Source organism: Streptomyces sp. NPDC045998, assembly GCF_056430285.1.
In genome coordinates this window covers 302,566-320,756 of the sequence record NZ_JBWKLJ010000005.1, presented here as the reverse complement: position 1 = coordinate 320,756, position 18,191 = coordinate 302,566, and the positions used below count along the sequence as shown (strand labels likewise).

At 73.4% G+C, this 18,191-nt stretch carries 16 protein-coding genes; 2 read left to right on the top strand and 14 right to left on the bottom strand.

All coding sequences use genetic code 11. The features are described 5' to 3' along the window. Nucleotides 1-127 precede the first annotated feature (127 nt). Nucleotides 128-955, bottom strand: a complete 828-nt coding sequence (locus tag AC07FJ_RS17925; protein WP_479049966.1) for a trans-aconitate 2-methyltransferase — start codon at nt 953-955, stop codon at nt 128-130. Between the two features lie 131 nt (nt 956-1,086). Between AC07FJ_RS17925 and tamR the strand changes: the two genes are divergently transcribed. Beyond that, on the top strand, nt 1,087-1,581 hold the full coding sequence (tamR, locus tag AC07FJ_RS17920) for a MarR family transcriptional regulator TamR (protein WP_355361846.1): 495 nt from the start codon (nt 1,087-1,089) through the stop codon (nt 1,579-1,581). Here tamR and AC07FJ_RS17915 read toward each other — a convergent pair. From AC07FJ_RS17915 to AC07FJ_RS17880, 8 genes are all read right to left on the bottom strand, one after another. Next, nucleotides 1,543-2,424, bottom strand: coding sequence for a LuxR C-terminal-related transcriptional regulator (locus AC07FJ_RS17915; RefSeq protein WP_479049964.1), 882 nt, complete (start codon nt 2,422-2,424; stop codon nt 1,543-1,545). The two genes, tamR and AC07FJ_RS17915, sit on opposite strands and share 39 nt — an antisense overlap. Nucleotides 2,425-2,657: 233 nt before the next feature. Then, the gene (gene galK / locus AC07FJ_RS17910; RefSeq protein WP_479049962.1) at nt 2,658-3,794 is read right to left on the bottom strand and encodes a galactokinase; all 1,137 of its coding nucleotides are present in this window, start codon (nt 3,792-3,794) and stop codon (nt 2,658-2,660) included. Between the two features lie 5 nt (nt 3,795-3,799). After that, the gene (gene galE, locus AC07FJ_RS17905) at nt 3,800-4,765 is read right to left on the bottom strand and encodes a UDP-glucose 4-epimerase GalE (RefSeq protein WP_479049960.1); all 966 of its coding nucleotides are present in this window, start codon (nt 4,763-4,765) and stop codon (nt 3,800-3,802) included. After that, complete coding sequence (galT, locus tag AC07FJ_RS17900; RefSeq protein ID WP_479049958.1) at nt 4,762-5,805, bottom strand: galactose-1-phosphate uridylyltransferase; 1,044 nt, start codon at nt 5,803-5,805, stop codon at nt 4,762-4,764. Before galT ends, galE begins: the two co-directional genes overlap by 4 nt. 111 nt (nt 5,806-5,916) lie before the next feature. Further along, nucleotides 5,917-6,606 (bottom strand): helix-turn-helix transcriptional regulator, encoded by a 690-nt coding sequence (locus tag AC07FJ_RS17895; protein ID WP_479049956.1) that lies wholly within the window; start codon nt 6,604-6,606, stop codon nt 5,917-5,919. A 250-nt stretch (nt 6,607-6,856) separates the two neighbouring features. Continuing rightward, a complete protein-coding gene (locus AC07FJ_RS17890; RefSeq protein ID WP_479049954.1) occupies nt 6,857-8,623 on the bottom strand; it encodes an outer membrane protein assembly factor BamB family protein in 1,767 nt (588 codons plus the stop codon). A gap of 46 nt (nt 8,624-8,669) precedes the next feature. Continuing rightward, complete coding sequence (locus AC07FJ_RS17885) at nt 8,670-10,463, bottom strand: outer membrane protein assembly factor BamB family protein (protein ID WP_479049952.1); 1,794 nt, start codon at nt 10,461-10,463, stop codon at nt 8,670-8,672. Nucleotides 10,464-10,721: 258 nt separating this feature from the next. Then, a complete protein-coding gene (locus tag AC07FJ_RS17880; protein WP_479049950.1) occupies nt 10,722-12,530 on the bottom strand; it encodes an ABC-F family ATP-binding cassette domain-containing protein in 1,809 nt (602 codons plus the stop codon). Between the two features lie 149 nt (nt 12,531-12,679). Here AC07FJ_RS17880 and AC07FJ_RS17875 point away from each other — a divergent pair, with 149 nt between their 5' ends. Further along, on the top strand, nt 12,680-13,327 hold the full coding sequence (locus tag AC07FJ_RS17875; protein WP_479049948.1) for a lipoprotein: 648 nt from the start codon (nt 12,680-12,682) through the stop codon (nt 13,325-13,327). 37 nt (nt 13,328-13,364) lie between these two features. Here AC07FJ_RS17875 and AC07FJ_RS17870 read toward each other — a convergent pair whose 3' ends face one another. The 5 genes from AC07FJ_RS17870 to AC07FJ_RS17850 all read right to left on the bottom strand — a co-directional run bounded on the left by AC07FJ_RS17870 (nt 13,365) and on the right by AC07FJ_RS17850 (nt 18,053). Then, nucleotides 13,365-14,264 (bottom strand): 4-(cytidine 5'-diphospho)-2-C-methyl-D-erythritol kinase, encoded by a 900-nt coding sequence (locus tag AC07FJ_RS17870; protein ID WP_479049946.1) that lies wholly within the window; start codon nt 14,262-14,264, stop codon nt 13,365-13,367. Continuing rightward, complete coding sequence (gene rsmA / locus AC07FJ_RS17865; protein WP_479049944.1) at nt 14,261-15,124, bottom strand: 16S rRNA (adenine(1518)-N(6)/adenine(1519)-N(6))-dimethyltransferase RsmA; 864 nt, start codon at nt 15,122-15,124, stop codon at nt 14,261-14,263. The genes AC07FJ_RS17870 and rsmA overlap by 4 nt, the downstream gene beginning before the upstream one ends. Next, a complete protein-coding gene (locus tag AC07FJ_RS17860; RefSeq protein ID WP_479050198.1) occupies nt 15,121-16,344 on the bottom strand; it encodes a ubiquitin-like domain-containing protein in 1,224 nt (407 codons plus the stop codon). The genes rsmA and AC07FJ_RS17860 overlap by 4 nt, the downstream gene beginning before the upstream one ends. 364 nt (nt 16,345-16,708) lie before the next feature. Then, entirely contained in the window at nt 16,709-17,578 is an 870-nt protein-coding gene (locus AC07FJ_RS17855) for a TatD family hydrolase (protein ID WP_479049942.1), read from the bottom strand. Nucleotides 17,579-17,609: 31 nt separating this feature from the next. After that, nucleotides 17,610-18,053, bottom strand: a complete 444-nt coding sequence (locus tag AC07FJ_RS17850) for a hypothetical protein (RefSeq protein WP_479049940.1) — start codon at nt 18,051-18,053, stop codon at nt 17,610-17,612. Nucleotides 18,054-18,191: the final 138 nt, after the last annotated feature.

Here is an 18,191-nt window from a genome sequence, read left to right as displayed (position 1 = left end):
GAATGGGGGAGAGGGGAGGACGCAAAATCCGCTGTGGGGGGCCCAAAAAAAGGGCCCCCCCTCTTGGCCCGGGTGGAGGCCCCCCCCCCCCACCGCCCGCCCCCCCTCCGTGTTGCTCCCGGGCCCGTCACCCGGGCTTGCGGGCGACGGCGAAGATCCGGCGGAACGGGAAGACCGTGCCGTGCGGGCCCGGCGGGTAGGCCTTGCGCAGCAGGTCGCGGTACTGGGCGAGGAACTCGGCGATGGCCTCGTCGTCGCCTTCCAGGGCGGTGAGGACGGGGCGCAGGGCGGTGCCCTTGACCCAGTCGAGGACGGGGTCCTCGCCCTGGAGGAGCTGGGAGTAGACGGTTTCCCAGACCTCGGTCCGGCAGCCGAGGTCGGTGAGGCGGGCCAGGTAGTCGGCGGAGGTGAGGATGTGGACGAAGCGGTGGCCGTGGCCCCCGAGGCGGTCGCGCCACTGCGGGGACTCGCACAGCTCGCCGAGGAGGGCGTGGCTGGGCGAGGTGAAGTTGCCCGGGACCTGGAAGGCGAGTGTGCCGCCGGGGGTGAGGCCGTCGATCCACAGGGGCAGGGACTCGGGGTGGTTGGGCACCCACTGGAGGGCCGCGTTGGAGACGATCAGGTCGTACGGTTCGTCGGGCGTCCAGTGCGCGGCGTCGGCCGGCCGGAAGTCGAGCCAGCCGCCGCCGGGGGTGGTGCCGGCGTAGCGCTGTTTGGCCTGCTCCAGCATCTCGGGTGAGAGGTCGAAGCCGGTGATGTGGGCGTCGGGCCAGCGGTCGGCGAGGAGCGCGGTGACGTTGCCGGGGCCGCACCCGATGTCGGCGATTCGGGCCGGCCTGCCGTGCGCGGTCGCGGGCAGCTCGGGTATGCGGTTGAGGAGGTCGATGAACGGGCGGGTGCGGTGATCGGAGTGGCGCAGGTACTGCTGTGGATCCCAGATTGGTGCGGAATGCATGGACAAGCCCCCTTGCTGGAACGGCGTACCGAAGCGGAACAGAGTCCCGGCCCCGTCATGCCCAATGGTCAAGGCGAGTATTTCTTGACGTCAAGAGACTTCACATCGACAGAGCGCCTACACTGATCGCCATGGAGGACGAGGTCGATCGACTGGTCGCAGCATGGCGCCGCGAGCGCCCCGACCTCGACGTGGAACCGCTCGAGGTGCTCAGCCGTGTGTCCAGGCTGGCCCGGCACCTCGACCGCGCTCGTCGGCTGGCGTTCTCCGAGCACGAGCTGGAGCCGTGGGAGTTCGACGTCCTGACGTCGCTGCGCCGCGCGGGCGCCCCCTACCAGCTCTCCCCCGGCCAGCTGCTCACGCAGACGCTCGTCACCTCCGGCACCATGACCAACCGCATCGACCGGCTCGCCAAGAAGGGCCTCGTCGAGCGGCTGCCCGACCCCAGCGACCGCCGCGGCGTCCTCGTGCGCCTCACCCCCGAGGGCCGCGACCGGGCCGACCAGGCGCTCGCGGGGCTGCTGGACCAGGAGCGGGCGATCCTCGTGGAGCTGTCCCGCGCGCAGCGGGCCGAGCTCGCCGCGCTGCTACGCCAGCTGACCGCCCCGTTCGACAACATCCCCTAGCTCCGGGCCGAGATCGGCCGGGCCGACGCCCGCCCGGCGCGCCAGCGCGACGGCCGCCAGCGTGGAGTGCACGCCGAGCTTGCCGAGCACGTTCTGCATGTGCGTGCGCACGGTGTGCGGGGAGAGGAAGAGCCGTTCGGCGACGGCCTTGCGGCCGAGGCCCGCGACCATGCAGCGCAGCACCTCCCGCTCGCGCGGGGTCAGGGACTCCACCAGCCGTTCGCTCTCGGTGCGGTGCTTGCGCGCGGCCGTCAGTTCGCGCAGCACCCCGGTGAGCAGGGCCGGCGGCAGGTGGGTCTCGTCGCGCAGCACGCCGCGGATCACCGCCAGCAGCCGCTGGAGCGAGCAGTCCTTGGCGACCCAGCCGGAGGCTCCGGCCTGGAGGGCGAGCGCGGCGCGGCGCGGGTCGTCCTTCTCGGCGAGCACGACGGTCCGCACGGTGGGCTGGGTGGAGCGGACGCTCGTGACGAGCGAGATGCCGTCGGCCGGTTCCTCACCGTGGCCGCCGTGGCCGCCGTGGCCGCCGTGGTCCGGGACCGCGTGCGGCGGGACGGCGGGGGTCGGGGCGGTTGCGGAGAGGACGGCCGGGGGCGGGGCGTTCCGGGGGGCGGGCACCCGCACCGGCGGGCTCGCGGCGGTGGGGCCGGCCGCGCCGAGGTCGGCGTCGATGAGCAGGACGTCGAACGTACGGCCCTCGGAGGCCGCCCGCTCCAGGCAGCGCAGCGCGGCGGGGCCGCTGCCGGCAGCCGCGACGTCCACGTCGGGCTCGGCGGCGAGGGCCGCCGCGAGCGACTCGGCGAAGATGCGGTGGTCGTCCACCACCAGAACCCGGATACGGACCACTGACACCCCCATGTGTCGCCGCTGTGTCGAGGAAGGCGGAGCAGCCGCGGATACGGCGCCCGGAGAGGAGGTCCCATGGTCGTCGCACGGCCGCCGCCGTGCAGTGACTGTTACCCCACCCCGGGCGCCGTACCCGACTGTCTCGCCCCTGATCAGCGCCGGCCCCCACCGGCACCGTGCATCAGAGTACGGCCGGCGGCCCGGAGGGGAGGGCGGTTTGCGGAACTGACCGGTTACGCGAGGCGACGCGCTCCCGCCGACGGGACCGCCGGGAAGACGCGCGGAGCCGCGAACCCGGCCCCGGCGAAGGCCGTTTGGATGGCTTTCGTGACGGTTTCCTCGCCGTCCGCCTCGGTCAGGACGATCGCCGAGCCGCCGAAGCCGCCGCCCGTCATCCGCGCGCCCAGCGCGCCCGCCCCGGTCGCCGCGGACACCACCAGGTCCAACTCGGGGCAGGAAACCCGCAGGTCGTCGCGGAGGGACGCGTGCCCCTCGGTGAGCACCGGCCCCACCGCCCGTACGTCGCCGGCGTCGAGCAGCGCGATGGCCCGCCGTACGCGGTGGTTGTCGGAGACGACGTGGCGGACGTACGAGCGAATCGTTTCGCCGGGCAACCGCCGCAGGGCGTCGGGTAGTTGCACGTGGTCGATGTCGCGCAGCGTGCGCACGCCGAGCGCCCGCGCGCCCGCCTCGCACCCGGCGCGCCGCTCGGCGTACGCGCCGTCGCCGAGCGCGTGCTTCACCCGGGTGTCGACGACGAGGAGGCGCAGCCCCCGCGCGGCGAGGTCGAACGGCACCTGGCGGTGCGACAGGTCGCGGGTGTCGAGGTGGAGGGCGTGCCCCTCGGTGCAGCACGCCGACGCCATCTGGTCCATCACGCCGCACGGCACGCCCACGAAGGCGTTCTCCGCGCGCTGTGCGAGCACGGCCAGCTCCTCGCGGGCGAGCCCGAGTCCGTACAGCTCGTTCAGCGCGAGTGCGGTGACGACCTCCAGGGCGGCCGACGACGACAGGCCGGCGCCGGTCGGGACGGTGGAGGCGAGGTGGACGTCGGCGCCGGTGACGGGGTGCCCGGCTTCGCGCAGCGCCCACACCACCCCGGCCGGGTAGGCGGCCCAGCCGGTGCCCGCGCGGGGCACCAGCTCGTCGGGCGCGAGCTCGACGACCCCCTGGCCGACGTCGGCGGAGTGCACGCGCAGCCGTCCGTCGGAGCGCCGCGCCACCGCGGCGACGGCGGTGTGCGGGAGGGCCAGCGGCAGTACGAAGCCGTCGTTGACGTCGGTGTACTCGCCGATGAGGTTGACCCGGCCGGGCGCGGCCCACACGCCCTCGGGCGCGTACCCGTACAGCGCCCGGAAGTCCTGCGCCATGACCGTCACTCCCCCGCCTCCCGCTTCTGCGCGAACTCCCACGCGTCCGCCACGATGCGCGCGAGGCCGGGGCGGGAGGGCCGCCAGCCGAGCCGCTCCCGGGCGGTGGCCGCGGAGGCGACCAGCACCGCCGGGTCGCCGGCGCGGCGCGGGGCGACGGCCTCCGGGACGGGGTGGCCGGTCACCTCGCGGACGGTCTCGATGACCTCGCGGACGGAGAAGCCGTTGCCGTTGCCGAGGTTGCAGATCAGGTGCTCGCCCGGTGCGAGCGCGTCGAGGGCCAGCAGGTGCGCCTCGGCGAGGTCGGCGACGTGGATGTAGTCGCGGACGCAGGTGCCGTCGGGGGTCGGGTAGTCGTCGCCGTAGACGGAGATCGACGGGCGCTTGCCGAGGGCGACCTGGAGGACGAGCGGGATGAGGTGCGACTCGGGGTCGTGGCGCTCGCCGCACTCCCCGTACGCCCCGGCGACGTTGAAGTAGCGCAGCGAGGCGGCGGCCAGGCCGTGGGCGGCGGCCTCGCCGGTGAGCATGTGGTCGACGGCGAGCTTGGAGGCGCCGTAGGGGCTGGTGGGGGCGGTCGGGTCGGTTTCGGTGAGGGGCGTGGAGACCGGTTCGCCGTAGGTGGCGGCCGTGGAGGAGAAGACGAGGCGGCGCACGCCCGCGTCGCGCATGGCGGCGAGCAGCGCCATGGTGCCGCCGACGTTGTTGGCCCAGTACTTCTCGGGGTCGGTGACCGACTCGCCGACCTGCGAGAAGGCGGCGAAGTGGAGCACGCCGTCGTACGAGGCGTCGAGGTGGCGGGCGGCGTCCTGGACGCGGCCCTCGATGAAGCGGGCCCCGGCCGGGACGCCTTCGCGGAAGCCGGTCGACAGGTCGTCCAGGACGGTCACCTCGTGTCCGGCCTCCAGCAGGTGTGCGGCGACCACACCGCCGACGTAGCCGGCTCCGCCGGTCACCAGGTACTTGCTCACTTGCTCGCCACCTCTCGCAGTCGCCGGGCCGCGGCCTCCGGCGGTACGTCGTTGATGAACACACTCATGCCCGACTCGGAGCCCGCCAGGAACTTGAGCTTGCCGGAGGTGCGCCGGATGGTGAAAAGCTCCAGATGCAGGGCGAAGTCGGCGCGCCGGGGGTCGTGCAGCGGCGCCTGGTGCCAGGCGGCGATGTACGGCGTGGGGGGTTCGTCGGGGCCGAAGATCCGGTCGAAGCGGCGCAGCAGCTCCAGGTAGACGCCGGGGAACCCGTCGCGCGCCGCGTCGTCCAGGGCCCGCAGGTCGGGCACGCGCCGTGTGGGGTGGAGGTGTACTTCGTACGGCCAGTGCGCGGCGTACGGCACGTAGGCGACCCACTCGTCGGTCTCCAGGACCACCCGTTCGGCGTCGGCGCGCTCGCGGGCGAGGAGGTCGTCGAAGAGGTTGCGGCCGGTGGCGGCGCGGTGGGCGTCGAGGGAGCGGAGCATCGCCGTCGTGCGGGGGGTGGTGAAGGGGTACGCGTAGATCTGGCCGTGCGGGTGGCCGAGGGTGACGCCGATCTCGGCGCCGCGGTTCTCGAAGCAGAAGATCTGCTCGACCTGGTCCAGCGCGGCGAGTTCGGCGGTGCGGTCGGTCCAGGCCTCCAGGACGAGGGCGGCCTGCTCTTCGGTGAGGTCGGCGAAGGAGGCGTCGTGGTCGGGGGTGAAGCAGACGACCTCGCAGCGCCCGGAGTCGCCGGCGAGGGAGGGGAAGCGGTTCTCGAAGACGACGACGTCGTAGTCGGCGTCGGGGATCTCGCTGTGCCGGCCGTCCCGGGAGGGGCACAGGGGGCACTCGTCGGCGGGCGGGTGGTAGGTGCGGCCCTGGCGGTGCGAGGCGATGGCGACGGAGTCGCCGAGGAGGGGGTCGTGCCGGATCTCGGAGGTGGTGGAGATGGGGTCGAGGGGGCGGGGGTCGACGGCGTCGCGTACGGCGTCGTCCCGCCGGTCGTAGTAGACCAGCTCGCGCCCGTCGGCCAGCCGGGTCGATGTTTTCTTCACTACGGGCTCCTGCCGTGTGCTGTTCAAACACAACCACACACAAGGAATCACAATCAAACATCGCAGTCAATGCCGACGCCCCGCCCCGGCGGGGGTGTCTCACGCCTGTGCTCAGTCGGCGGGCTGGGCCGCGTGCCGCAGGGCCGCGCGGTCCAGGAGGCCCGTACGGGCGGCGAGGGCGGCGGCCTCCAGGCGGGAGCCGACGCCCAGCTTCATCAGCACGCGCTGCACGTGCGTGCGCGCGGTGCTCGGCGCGATGTGCATGCCCGCGGCGATCAGCCGGGTGTCCTCGCCCTCCGCGACCCGGACGAGCACCTCCACTTCCCGCGGCGTGAGCATCCGCAGCAGCCGCTGGCCCTCGTCGTCGGGCTGCGCCGCCGGGTTCAGCAGTTCGGTGAAGGCGCCCTGGAGCAGCTGGGGCGCGATCGCCACCTCGCCCGCCCTGGCCTTGAGCATCGCCCGCTCGACGCCTTCGATGCGCTCGTCGTGGCGTACGTAGCCGGACGCGCCCGCGGCGAACGCCGCCGCGATCCCGCGCGGGCTCGGCACGGGGCCGAGGATGACCACCGCCACCTGCGGGCGGTCCTGCTTGATGCGGACGACCGGGTCGAAGGCGCCCGGTTCCGCGGGGGCGGCCGTGCCCAGCAGGCACACCTCCGGCGCGCGGCTCACCACCAGCTCGGCCGCGCCGGCGGCGGGTGCGGCGGCCGCGAGCACCCGGTGGCCGCGCAGTTTCAACGCCGAGGCGAGCGCCTCGGCGAGCAGGCGGTGGTCGTCGACCACCATGAGCCGCACGCCCATCGAGCAATCCCCCATCCCCGCCGGTCCCGGCTCCCCGCCGGCTCCGGCCCCCCGCCGTCCCCGGCACTGTTGACCCGGCAAGCTACACGCTTGTTCGACATCGCGCGCCCCCTCCTTGTCAGAAGCCCCCCGGAATGTCGAATTCTTCGCTGATAAGGGCTACTTGAGTCCCTTTATGCTGACGGCCCGGCACCTCGCTCGTGCGAGGTGCCGGGCCGGGCGACGGGCCCGCCCCAGGGGCGGGCGGGCGTCAGTGCGTGGTGTACGCCAGCACGAAGTACTGCTTGTCGTCGACGGAGGAGCTGCTCGGTTCGGAGATCATCCGCTCCGAGATGAACAGCCGTCCGGCGGTGTAGCGGATCTCCGCGTGGTCGAGCGAGAAGCTCGACTCGGCGTCGCGCACCGCTTCGTCGGCCGGGTTCTCCAGCAGCACGGTCTGCTTGAAGGTGGAGCCGTCGATGCTGACGATCTGGCCGCCCTTGTCGTAGGGCGGTTCCTTGTACGCGATGATGTTGCCGCCGTCCATGCGCAGCGGGAACACCGAGTAGCGGTCGCCCGCCTCGGCCTTGTCGCTGGTGGGCTTGCCGGTGGTGAGGTCGAAGGAGACGATCTCGTTGGTCTGGCCGTAGCCCTCGCCCGCGCCCTCGTGGTCCTCGGTGGGGAGGTAGACGCGGCCGTTGCCGACGATGACCTTGCTGCACGCCTCGACCAGCGTCGAGTCGCAGTCGCCGGCGAACCGTTCGGCGTCCACGGCGATCTTGGCCTTGAGCTTGCCGGTCTTCTCGTCGATGGAGAAGAGGTCGGAGATCCCGGAGCCGTCACCGGCGGTGTCGCCGACGTCGGCCGCGACGACCAGCGGCTTGGTGGAGACGATGCTCGCGTACTCCACCCCGTCCGGCATCTTGAACTGCGCGAGCGGCCGCCCGGTCTTCGGGTCGAGGTTCTGGATCAGCACGTACTGCTGGTCGCGCGGGCCGCACTTGCGGGCCGCGACGAGGGCCGCCCCGCCGCCGTACCCCATGTCGTAGCACTGCTCGGCGTTGATCTGGGGCTTCCAGAGCTCCTTGCCGGTGGCCAGGTCCCAGGCGCCGCCGCCGTCCGTGCCGCCCGCGGCGACCGCGCCGGCGCCGACGGTGATCTCGTTGAACCGGATCTTGGGCCCGTTGCCGATGCCGGCCGCGGACTTGCTCCACAGCAGCTTGCCCGTGGTCAGGTCGATGACGCCGACCTCGGTGCACGGCTGGTAGTACTTCGGGGCGACGCGCTTGGTGGCCTCGAAGGCGATCGCCGTCTTGTTGTCCTGGACGTGGCGGGACGCCGCGCAGACCTGGCCGGGCAGGGGGAGGGTCCACAGCGGGGTGCCCTTGTCGAGGTCGTACCCGACGACCGAGTCGATGCCCGACTTCACGTACGCCTTGTCGGTGATCCAGGAGCCGGCCACGGTCGTCACGTCCGCGACCTTGGGGTGCGGCATCTGGAAGGCCACCTTGGAGCGGGTGTTGGCGGGCGCCTTCTCCTGGCCCGGCCCGTCGGGCGCCGTGCCACCGCCGCCACCGCCGCCCCCTCCGGCGGTGGCGCCGGCGGTGGCGCCCTTGGCCTCGTCGCCCTTGCCGCCGTCGTCGCCGCTGGTGCTCGCGTACCAGATGCCGCCCGCGATGATCAGGGCCACGGCGACGGCCGCGGCGATGATGATCCGCAGCTGCGTGGACAGCTTCTTGCCGCCCTGCGGGGGCAGCGGCGGCTGCCCCGGGGGCTGCTGGTGCACGGGGGCGGTCGGGTGGCCGTAGCCGTACGGCTGCTGGCCGGGGGCCTGGCCGGGAGCCTGGGGGTAGCCGTAGCCGGGGGCCTGGCCCGGGGCCTGGGGGTAGCCGTAGCCGGGGGCCTGACCGGGGGCCTGGGGGTAGCCGTAGCCGGGGTTCGGCGGCGGCGGGGTGGGGGCGCCGAAACCGCCCTGGGGCGGCTGGCCCGGCGGGGGGCCAGGCGGTTGGTTCGGCGGCGGCGGGGGTGGCTGCGTCATGGTGTGGGTCCCTCTGGGGTCCGGTTCGGGCCCTGCTGCTGGTGCGTCACTTGGAGAAGGCCATCATCGTCTTGGTCTGCTTCTCCTGTTCGTCGTTGCTCGCGCTCACGCGACCGCTGACGATGAAGAACCGGCCGTCGGCGTAGGCGTACTGCGCGTCGAAGAAGGACCGTTCGATCTGGGCCGTCGACTGCGGGTGCTGGAGCAGCACCGCGGGCTTGCCGCCGGTCGGCGCGAGCGTGGCGACCGCGCCGCCCCGGTCCCAGGAGCCCTCCATGTAGAGCAGCACGTTGCCGCCCTCCATACGCAGCGGCGTCATGGTCTTCTTCGGGCCGGCCGAGGAGCGCCACTTGGGCTTGCCGGTGCCGAGGTCGAACGCCACCACGTCATTGGTGCCGTCGGTGACCGAGGTGGGCGCGGTGGCCATGTAGAAGGTGGAGGCGTCGGCGGCGACACCGACGCAGCCCTCCAGGTTCTGGCCGAAGACGATGAAGCTGCCGCCGCAGTTGATCTCGAACTTGTCCTTGCCGCCGTCGAGGGTGGAGCGGAGCTTGCCGGTGTCCGTCAGCGCGAAGACGGACCACTTCTTCTCCTTGCGCTGGGTCGCCGAGACGACCAGCGGGCTGACGGAGTAGACCTTGTCGACCTCCCAGTTGGGGGCCAGCTTGTACGACCACTTGGGCTTGCCGGTGGCCGGGTCGACCTCGCTGATCTGGTGCTGCTGCTTCTCGTAGTCGCCGGTGGGGCAGCTGGCGGCGGCGATGAGCTTGGGGCCGCCGGCGAAGGCGTACGGCTGGCAGCCGCCGGACGGCTTGCCGAAGAGCTGCTTGCCGTCGGTGAGGGAGTAGCCGTAGGAGTTGTTGGTGCCGGCGGCGGTCACGGTGGTGCCGCTGATGGCGAGCGTGACGTCGGAGAGCGCGCTGAAGCCGGTGCCCTTGGCGATGGTCTGCTTCCAGCCCGCCTTGCCGGTCTTGAGGTCGATCTGCTGGAGCTGGAGGCAGTCGGCCCGGTCGCCGTTGCCGTCCTTGACGCCGATGACGATCGTGCCGTTGGCGGCGGGCGCGACGGGGGCGGCGCACACCTCGGTGGTGAACGGCACCTCCCACTTCTTCTTGCCGTCGGCGACGGAGTAGCCGGTGACGCTCTTGTACATGGCCTTGACGAGGGTGTCGCCGACGACCCAGGGGCCGTACACGTCCGCGCCGTTGCGCGGGAGGTCGACGTCGTTGGTGCCGAGCCAGGCGACCTTGGCCTCGCCGTCCTTGCGGCCGGCGTTGAGGTCGTCCCCGGCGTCGCGGCCGTCGCCGCTGCCGTTGCCCTGGTCGACCTCACCGGAGCCGGTGGGGGCGGGGGCGGCGCTGGAGCCCTTGGCGTCGGACTTCTTGGGGTCGGTGTCGTCGCCGCTGACGGCGAACCAGGTGCCGCCGCCGATGACGAGGAGGGCGGCCACGGCGGCGCCGATGATGACGCCGGGCTTGCCCTTGAAGGGGTTGCGTCCGCCGCCGGCGGGCCCGGGCGCGGGCGCGCCGGGGTACTGCGGCTGCCCGGGGTAGCCGCCGTAGGCGCCGGGCTGCGGCTGGCCGTAGGGGCCCGGCTGGGCGCCGTAGGGGCCGGGCTGGGGGGCGTACGGGCCCGGCTGCTGGGGGTAGCCGTAACCGGGCTGGGGGCCCTGCGGCGGGGCGGCGGGCGGCGGGCCGGCCGGGGGCTGCGACGGCGGCATGGGCGGCTGGGCCGGCGGTACCGGCGGCTGGCCGGGGGGCTGAGGGAAGCCCTGCTGCGGGTCCTGAGGAGACCCGAAGCCGCCCCCCTGCGGCGGTTGCTGGCTGGGCGGCTGAGTCATCAGCGCTTCCCCCTTCGTGCGGTCCGGTGACCGACCGGCCTCCCCCGCGATTCCGGGCGTCGCACGTACGCGCACGCGTACCGCCGGAATGGAGCGAATCGGACACGGATTCCGCAGTGTTACGTGAGTCGAGCGGGGTTTCTTTCTATCACTCGGCCCTGACGACGAACGGGCCGGTCCGCCCCTGTTCCCAAGGGAGGACCGGCCCGTGATGCCCTCGTTATCCGCTCTCCACGCCTTCGCCACGTCCCCCTGAGGTCAGGCGTCCTCGGCGAGTTCCAGCCAGCGCATCTCCAAGTCCTCGCGCTGGGCGGCCAGTTCCCTCAGCTCCGCGTCCAGTTTCGCCACCTTCTCGAAGTCCGTGGCGTTATCGGCGATTTGGGCGTGGAGCTTGCCCTCCTTCTCGGAGACCTTGTCGAGCTGGCGCTCGATCTTCTGCAGCTCCTTCTTGGCCGCACGGGAGTCGCCCGCCGACTTCTCCTTCGCGGGTGCCGGCGCGGACGCGGCGGCCGGTGCCGGGGCGGCTGTCTCGATCATCCTCTGGCGCCGCTCCAGGTACTCGTCGATACCGCGCGGCAGCATGCGCAGCGTGGCGTCGCCGAGGAGGGCGAACGTCTTGTCCGTCGTGCGCTCGATGAAGAACCGGTCGTGGGAGATGACGACCATGGAGCCGGGCCAGCCGTCGAGGAGGTCCTCGAGCTGGGTGAGGGTCTCGATGTCGAGGTCGTTCGTCGGCTCGTCGAGGAAGAGGACGTTCGGCTCGTCCATCAGCAGCCGCAGCAGCTGGAGGCGGCGGCGCTCACCGCCGGAGAGGTCGCCGACGGGCGTCCACTGCTTCTCCTTGGTGAAGCCGAACTGCTCGCACAGCTGCCCCGCGGTCATCTCCCGGCCCTTGCCGAGGTCGACGCGGTCGCGGATCTGCTGGACGGCCTCCAGCACGCGCAGCGTCGGCGGCAGTTCGGCGACGTCCTGCGACAGGTACGCGAGGCGTACCGTCTTGCCGACGACGATCCGCCCGCCGGCCGGCTGCTTCTCGCCCTGGGTGGCGGCGGCCTCGGCGAGGGCGCGCAGCAGGGAGGTCTTGCCGGCGCCGTTGACGCCGACCAGGCCGATGCGGTCGCCGGGGCCGAGCTGCCAGGTCAGGTGCTTGAGGAGCATCTTGGGCCCGGCGGTGACGGTCACGTCCTCCAGGTCGAAGACGGTCTTGCCGAGGCGGGCGTTGGCGAACTTCATCAGCTCGCTGGTGTCGCGCGGCGGCGGTACGTCGGCGATGAGCGCGTTCGCCGCCTCGATGCGGAACCGCGGCTTGGAGGTGCGCGCCGGGGCGCCGCGCCGCAGCCAGGCCAGCTCCTTGCGCATCAGGTTCTGCCGCTTGACCTCCTCGGTGGCGGCGATGCGCTCGCGCTCGGCGCGCGCGAAGACGTAGTCGGAGTAGCCGCCCTCGTACTCGTGCACCGCACCGCGCTGCACGTCCCACATGCGCGTGCAGACCTGGTCGAGGAACCACCGGTCGTGGGTGACGCAGACGAGCGCGGAGCGGCGGGCCCGCAGGTGCTGGGCGAGCCAGGCGATGCCCTCGACGTCGAGGTGGTTGGTCGGCTCGTCGAGGACGATGAGGTCCTGCTCGGCGATGAGCAGCTTGGCGAGCGCGATGCGCCGCCGCTCGCCGCCGGAGAGCGGCCCGATGACGGTGTCGAGGCCCTGGGGGAAGCCGGGCAGGTCGAGCCCGCCGAACAGCCCGGTGAGCACGTCGCGGATCTTGGCGCTGCCGGCCCACTCGTGGTCGGCGAGGTCGCCGATGACCTCGTGCCGGACGGTGGCGGCCGGGTCGAGCGAGTCGTGCTGCGTGAGCACGCCGAGGCGGAGTCCGCCGCTGTGCGTGACGCGGCCGGTGTCGGCCTCCTCCAGCTTGGCGATCATCCGGATGAGGGTGGTCTTGCCGTCCCCGTTGCGCCCGACGACACCGATCCGGTCCCCCTCGGAGACGCCGAGGGACACACCGTCCAGCAGGGCACGGGTGCCGTACACCTTGCTGACTGCCTCGACATTGACGAGGTTGACTGCCATTTCACTCCTGTACGGGGGGACGGGCCGACCTACCAGGGTAGCCGCCGCGGACGGGGCGACAGCGTCCGGTAACCGATCAAGCGATCGGCTGCCCGGCACCCGTGCGGTAGCGTGCGCGTTCGTTCGTTCGAGCTCGGGTGGGGATCTTCATGAGGCGGTACGTGGTGCGGGGCGCGGTTCCGGCGGTCGCGGTGGCGGTGGCGGGGCTGCTGGTGAGCGGGTGCTCGTCGGAGCCGGAGAAGCCGGCCGAGAAGAAGGCGCAGGCGTCCGCCTCGGGCTCGCCGTCGCCTTCGGCCTCCGCCCCGACCGCCGCCGCCAAGGGCGAGACCCTCGGCGGCGCGGGCTCACCGTGCGTCCTGCCCGCGTCGTTCGACACCGCGAAGGGCTGGACGGCCGAGAAGGTCGACGTCTCCAACCCCGACTTCGTACTGAAGCAGGGCCCGGTCACGCTCGTGTGCGAGGTGGACGCGAAGCCCGCCGGGCACATCGGTTTCCTCCGCGTCTGGACCGGCACCGGGAAGGGCGGCACCCCGCGCGAGGCCCTGGAGGCCTTCGTGTCCGCCGACCAGGGCGCGAGCAAGGCGCAGTACCGCGAGACGAAGGCGGGCGCCCTGCCGGCGACGGAGGTCACGTACACCAGCGGGCTCGGCGACGAGGCGAAGCCGGAGCGCGCCTTCGCGGTGACGACCCCGGGCGGCCCGGTGGTCGTGCACCTGGGCGGTCTGGACGCCGAGGAGCACACGGCGATGCTCCCGGCGTACGAGCTGGCGAAGAAGTCGCTGACGCCGGCCGGCTGACCGGCGCCGGCCCTGCGGGCCCCGGCGCGGCCCGCCCTCAGACCACCGTCGCCCCCGGCGCGGGCGACGTCGCCACCCGGGCCGTGCGGCAGGTGCCGGAGGCGAGCAGGGCGTCGGCGACGGCGGCCGCCGCGTCCGCGTCCTTGGCCAGGAACGCGGTCGTCGGGCCGGAGCCGGAGACCAGGCCCGCGAGGGCGCCCGCGTCCGTGCCCGCCGCGAGGGTGGCGGCGAGGGAGGGGCGCAGGGAGAGCGCGGCGGGCTGGAGGTCGTTGGCGAGGGCGGCCGCGAGGGCGGTGGCGTCGCCGGTGCGCAGGGCCTCCAGCAGGTCGGGCGAGGCGGCCGGGGCGGGGACGTCCGTGCCCTCCACGAGCCGGTCGAACTCCCCGTACACCGCCGGTGTCGACAGGCCGCCGTCCGCGACGGCGAACACCCAGTGGAAGGTGCCGCCGACCTCCAGCGGCTCGAGGCGCTCGCCCCGGCCGGTGCCGAGCGCGGCGCCGCCGATCAGCGAGAACGGCACGTCGCTGCCGAGCTCGGCGCAGATGTCGAGGAGTTCCCCGCGGGTGGCCCCGGTGCCCCACAGGGCGTCGCAGGCGAGCAGCGCGCCCGCGCCGTCGGCGCTGCCGCCCGCCATGCCGCCGGCGACGGGGATGTCCTTGGCGATGTGGAGGTGGACGTTCGCGGGGATGCCCCGGCGCGCGGCGAGGGCGAGGGCGGCGCGGGCGGCGAGGTTGGTCGCGTCCAGCGGCACCTGGCCGGCGTCCGGGCCCGAGCAGGTGATCCGCAGCTCGTCGGCGGGGGTGACGGTGACCTCGTCGTACAGGGAGACGGCGAGGAAGACGTTGGCGAGGTCGTGGAAGCCGTCGGGCCGGGCCGGGCCGACGGCCAGCTGGACGTTGACCTTCGCCGGGACGCGTACGGTGATGCTCTCGGTCACGCTGTCTTGGCCTCCGCGATGCGGGCGAACTCTTCCACGGTGAGGGCCTCGCCGCGCGCCTGCGGCGAGATGCCGGCGGCCACCAGGGCGGCCTCGGCGGCGGCGGGCGAGCCGGCCCAGCCGGCGAGCGCGGCCCGCAGCGTCTTGCGGCGCTGCGCGAAGGCCGCGTCGACGACCGCGAAGACCTCTTCCTTCGTCGCGGTGGTCTTGACCGGCTCGGTGCGGCGGACGAGCGAGACGAGGCCGGAGTCGACGTTCGGCGCGGGCCAGAAGACGTTGCGGCCGATGGCGCCGGCGCGCTTGACCTCGGCGTACCAGTTGGCCTTGACCGACGGCACGCCGTACACCTTGTTGCCGGGGCGCGCGGCGAGCCGGTCGGCGACCTCCGCCTGGACCATGACCAGGGTCCGGTCGATGGTCGGGAAGCGGTCGAGCATGTGCAGCAGGACGGGCACGGCGACGTTGTACGGCAGGTTCGCGACGAGCGCGGTGGGCGCCGGGCCGGGCAGCTCCCGCACGTGCATCGCGTCGGAGTGGACGAGCGTGAAGCGGTTCTTCTTCGCGGGCATGCGGGCGGCGACGGTCGACGGCAGGGCGGCCGCCAGCACGTCGTCGATCTCGACGGCGACGACCCGGTCCGCCGCTTCCAGCAGCGCCAGTGTCAGCGAGCCGAGGCCGGGTCCGACCTCCACGACGACGTCCTCGGGGCGCACCTCGGCCGTCCGGACGATCCGGCGGACCGTGTTGGCGTCGATGACGAAGTTCTGGCCGCGCTGCTTGGTGGGGCGTACGCCCAGCGCGGCGGCCAGTTCGCGGATGTCGGCGGGGCCGAGGAGGGCGTCGGGATCAGTGGTGCTCACCGATACAGCCTACGGCCGCAGTGCGGCCAGGGACTCGACCCCTGCTGTACGTAGAGCTTCTTCGCCCGGTATGTCTGTTCCGAGGCGGGGGCGTCCTGCGGGACGCCGCGGCCGCCGAGCCGCTGCCAGGTGCCGGGGTCGAACTGGTACAGCCCGCCGTAGGTCCCGGAGGCGTCGACGGCGTCCGGGCGGCCGCCGGACTCGCACTGGGCGAGGGCGTCCCAGTTCAGGTGGTCGGCTCCGGCGACGGAGGTGGGCATCGGCTTCGTGCCGACCAGCACCCGTTGCGTGACCGGCTCGCGTACGACCTCGTCGGCGATCTTCCGGGGTCGCTGGCGCACGCCGTTGACCGTGCGGACGGCGTAGGTGACGCGGCGGGCGCCCGGGCGGCCCTGCCGCTCCACCACCTCGGTGCCCAGGTGCAGGGACGGGTCGCGGACCCGTTCCACGGCGTACGGGATGGACTCCTCGCGCACCTCCTGGGAGCCGGTGATCCGCAGGACGGTGATCGTCTGTCCGTCGCGCGGGAAGCTGCCGGGCTCCACGGAGGTGGTGTCCTCGCCGCTGAGGACGATGCCGGCCTGCTCCACCGCCTCGCGGACGGTGGCGGCGTTGGTGCGGATGGTGCGTTCGCGGCCGTCGGCGAGGAACGTCACCGTCCGTTCCGTCCGGACGTCCAGGGTCAGGCCGCCGCGGGGGATCCCGGCGGTGCGGGAGACGGACAGGTAGGCGCCCTCCGCCCGCACCCCGAACTGGCGCAGCGCCTCCTCGACGGTGCGGGCGGTGGTCCAGACGCGGCGGCTGCGGCCGTCGAGGGTGAGGGCGAGGGGGCGGCCGTACCGGACGACCACCTCGTCGCCGTTGCCGAGCTCGGCGCCCGGCGCCGGGGCGACGACGTCGTGCGCGCCGACGCGCAGGCCCTCGTCGGCGAGGAGCTCGGAGACGTCGTCGGCGAAGGTGTGCAGGGTGCGCGGTACGCCGTCGACGGAGAGGCGGACCGCCTTGTCGCTGGCGACGAAGGCGCTGGTGCCGCCGGCGAGGAACGCCACGACGAGCGCCTGGGGGACGAGGCGCCACACTCCGTCGGGAGCGGGCCCGTGCCACGCGGCGCGGGCGCCGCCCCGCCGCGCCCTGGCGCGCCGGGCTTCGGCGCGCCCGCCGTGCAGGGCGGGGACGGTGGTGGCGTTGCCCGCGGTGGCGGTTCCCCCGACGAAAGCCACTCCGGACTCGGGCCCCGGGGCGGTCGGGGCCTCGTCGCGGGCGCCGCCGTGCCGTCCCTGCCGTCCCTGCCGCGCCCGGCGGGCCGCCGCGCGGCCGGCGGAGGGCGCCGCCGACGCCGGAGCCTGGCGGAGCGCCGCCAGGGTGGAGGCCTCCGGGTCGGCCGCGGCTCCCTGGCGCGGCACGCCAAGGTGGGCGGGCACGGGCGGAGGGACCGGGGCCGGGCCCGTAGGGGCGGGCTCGAAGGGCGCTCGGAATCCGTTCACGAGGCCGGGACCCTAGCGGAGCGCCCGTCACTCTCCAAAGCGGCTCGACTACGCAGGGTCGTACCGTTACCCTGCGCCCTGTCCCCGCGCCCGTGATCCGTCAGTAACCAAACGCGCGCGCCGTGTTGACGCCGATCGCCGTCGACATGGCCTCCTCGTCGATGCCCCTGACGGCCGCCATGGCGCGGACCGTGATCGGAACGAGATACGGCGCGTTGGGCCGTCCGCGGTACGGCGCGGGCGTCAGGAAGGGCGCGTCCGTCTCCACCAGGACGAGGTCCAGGGGGGCGACGGCGAGGGCGTCGCGCAGCGGCTGGGCGTTCTTGAAGGTGACGTTCCCGGCGAAGGACATGTAGTAGCCGGCCTCGGCGCAGGTGCGGGCCATGTCGGCGTCGCCGGAGTAGCAGTGGAAGACGGTCCGCTCGGGGGCGCCCTCTTCGGCGAGGATGCGCAGGACGTCGGCGTGGGCCTCGCGGTCGTGGATGACGAGGGCCTTGCCGTGCCGCTTGGCGATCTCGATGTGGGCGCGGAAGGAGCGCTCCTGGGCGGCCATGCCCTCGGGGCCGGTGCGGAAGTAGTCGAGGCCGGTCTCGCCGACGGCCTTGACCTCGGGCAGGGCGGCGAGCCGGTCGATCTCGGCGAGCGCGTCGTCGAGCGCCGCGTCGCCGCCGCCTTCCCGGGCCCCCTGCCGGGACCAGCCGTCGGGGTCACCCAGGACGATGCGCGGGGCTTCGTTGGGGTGCAGGGCGACGGCCGCCCAGACGTTGTCGTACGCGGCGGCCGTCTCCGCCGCCCAGCGGGAGCCCTTGAGGTCGCAGCCCACCTGCACGACGGTCTCGACCCCGACGGCGGCGGCCTTGGTGAGGGCCTCCTCCACGGTGCCGGACTGCATGTCGAGGTGGGTGTGGGAATCGGCGACCGGCACCCCGAGGGGCTCGGGCAGCGGCGGCGGGGCATCCTTCGCACTCATGCCCCGATCGTACGAGCCACCCGGGAGCCGGTTACTTGCGGTGCCAGTGGCGCAGGAGGTCGCCGAGGTGCCAGTGGTGCGGTTCGCGCCGTGTCTGCTCCTCCGGGCCGCGCTCGGTCTTCGGCTCCTCGGCCTTCTGGCCGAGGGGCCCGGCGGGGGCGACCGGTTCGGCCTCCTGACCGGTCCCCTTCTTCTTCTCCGTCGTCTCGTACGCCTGCGCCATCAGGTCCAGGACGGACGACACCCGGCCGGACCGCATGATGCGGACGCGGTGCGACTCGCAGTTGGGGCACGTGGGGTTGGAGAGCGGCGAGGGAACGCGGCGCCCCTCGGCCTTGTAGACCACGAACTCGTGTCCGCTCGCGTCCGTGTAGTGCTCGATGTCGTAGGCCTGCTCCCAGCCGTATCCGCACTTCATACAGGCGAAGGAGTACGCCTCGTGGGCGACTGGAGGAGTGCTGGTGGTCTCGCTCATGCTGGCTCCTTTCCACTGCTGCCAGTGGACGCCTTTACGGGCGGGAGCGCATCGCCGCATGCCGAAAATTGGTCCGGCTTTGGGGCATCCCATGCCGAAAGGCCTGCCGAGCGGTCGGGGCTTTGCTTTTTACGATAG

Excerpts from the sequence above, each read along its gene's own strand:
- AC07FJ_RS17925 (WP_479049966.1), bottom strand. The coding sequence starts at position 955 with ATGCATTCCGCACCAATCTGGGATCCACAGCAGTACCTGCGCCACTCC.
- AC07FJ_RS17875 (WP_479049948.1), top strand. The coding sequence starts at position 12,680 with ATGAGGCGGTACGTGGTGCGGGGCGCGGTTCCGGCGGTCGCGGTGGCG.
- tamR (WP_355361846.1), top strand. The coding sequence starts at position 1,087 with ATGGAGGACGAGGTCGATCGACTGGTCGCAGCATGGCGCCGCGAGCGC.
- galK (WP_479049962.1), bottom strand. The coding sequence starts at position 3,794 with ATGGCGCAGGACTTCCGGGCGCTGTACGGGTACGCGCCCGAGGGCGTG.
- AC07FJ_RS17880 (WP_479049950.1), bottom strand. The coding sequence starts at position 12,530 with ATGGCAGTCAACCTCGTCAATGTCGAGGCAGTCAGCAAGGTGTACGGC.
- AC07FJ_RS17855 (WP_479049942.1), bottom strand. The coding sequence starts at position 17,578 with ATGAGTGCGAAGGATGCCCCGCCGCCGCTGCCCGAGCCCCTCGGGGTG.
- AC07FJ_RS17885 (WP_479049952.1), bottom strand. The coding sequence starts at position 10,463 with ATGACTCAGCCGCCCAGCCAGCAACCGCCGCAGGGGGGCGGCTTCGGG.
- AC07FJ_RS17890 (WP_479049954.1), bottom strand. The coding sequence starts at position 8,623 with ATGACGCAGCCACCCCCGCCGCCGCCGAACCAACCGCCTGGCCCCCCG.
- AC07FJ_RS17895 (WP_479049956.1), bottom strand. The coding sequence starts at position 6,606 with ATGGGCGTGCGGCTCATGGTGGTCGACGACCACCGCCTGCTCGCCGAG.
- AC07FJ_RS17850 (WP_479049940.1), bottom strand. The coding sequence starts at position 18,053 with ATGAGCGAGACCACCAGCACTCCTCCAGTCGCCCACGAGGCGTACTCC.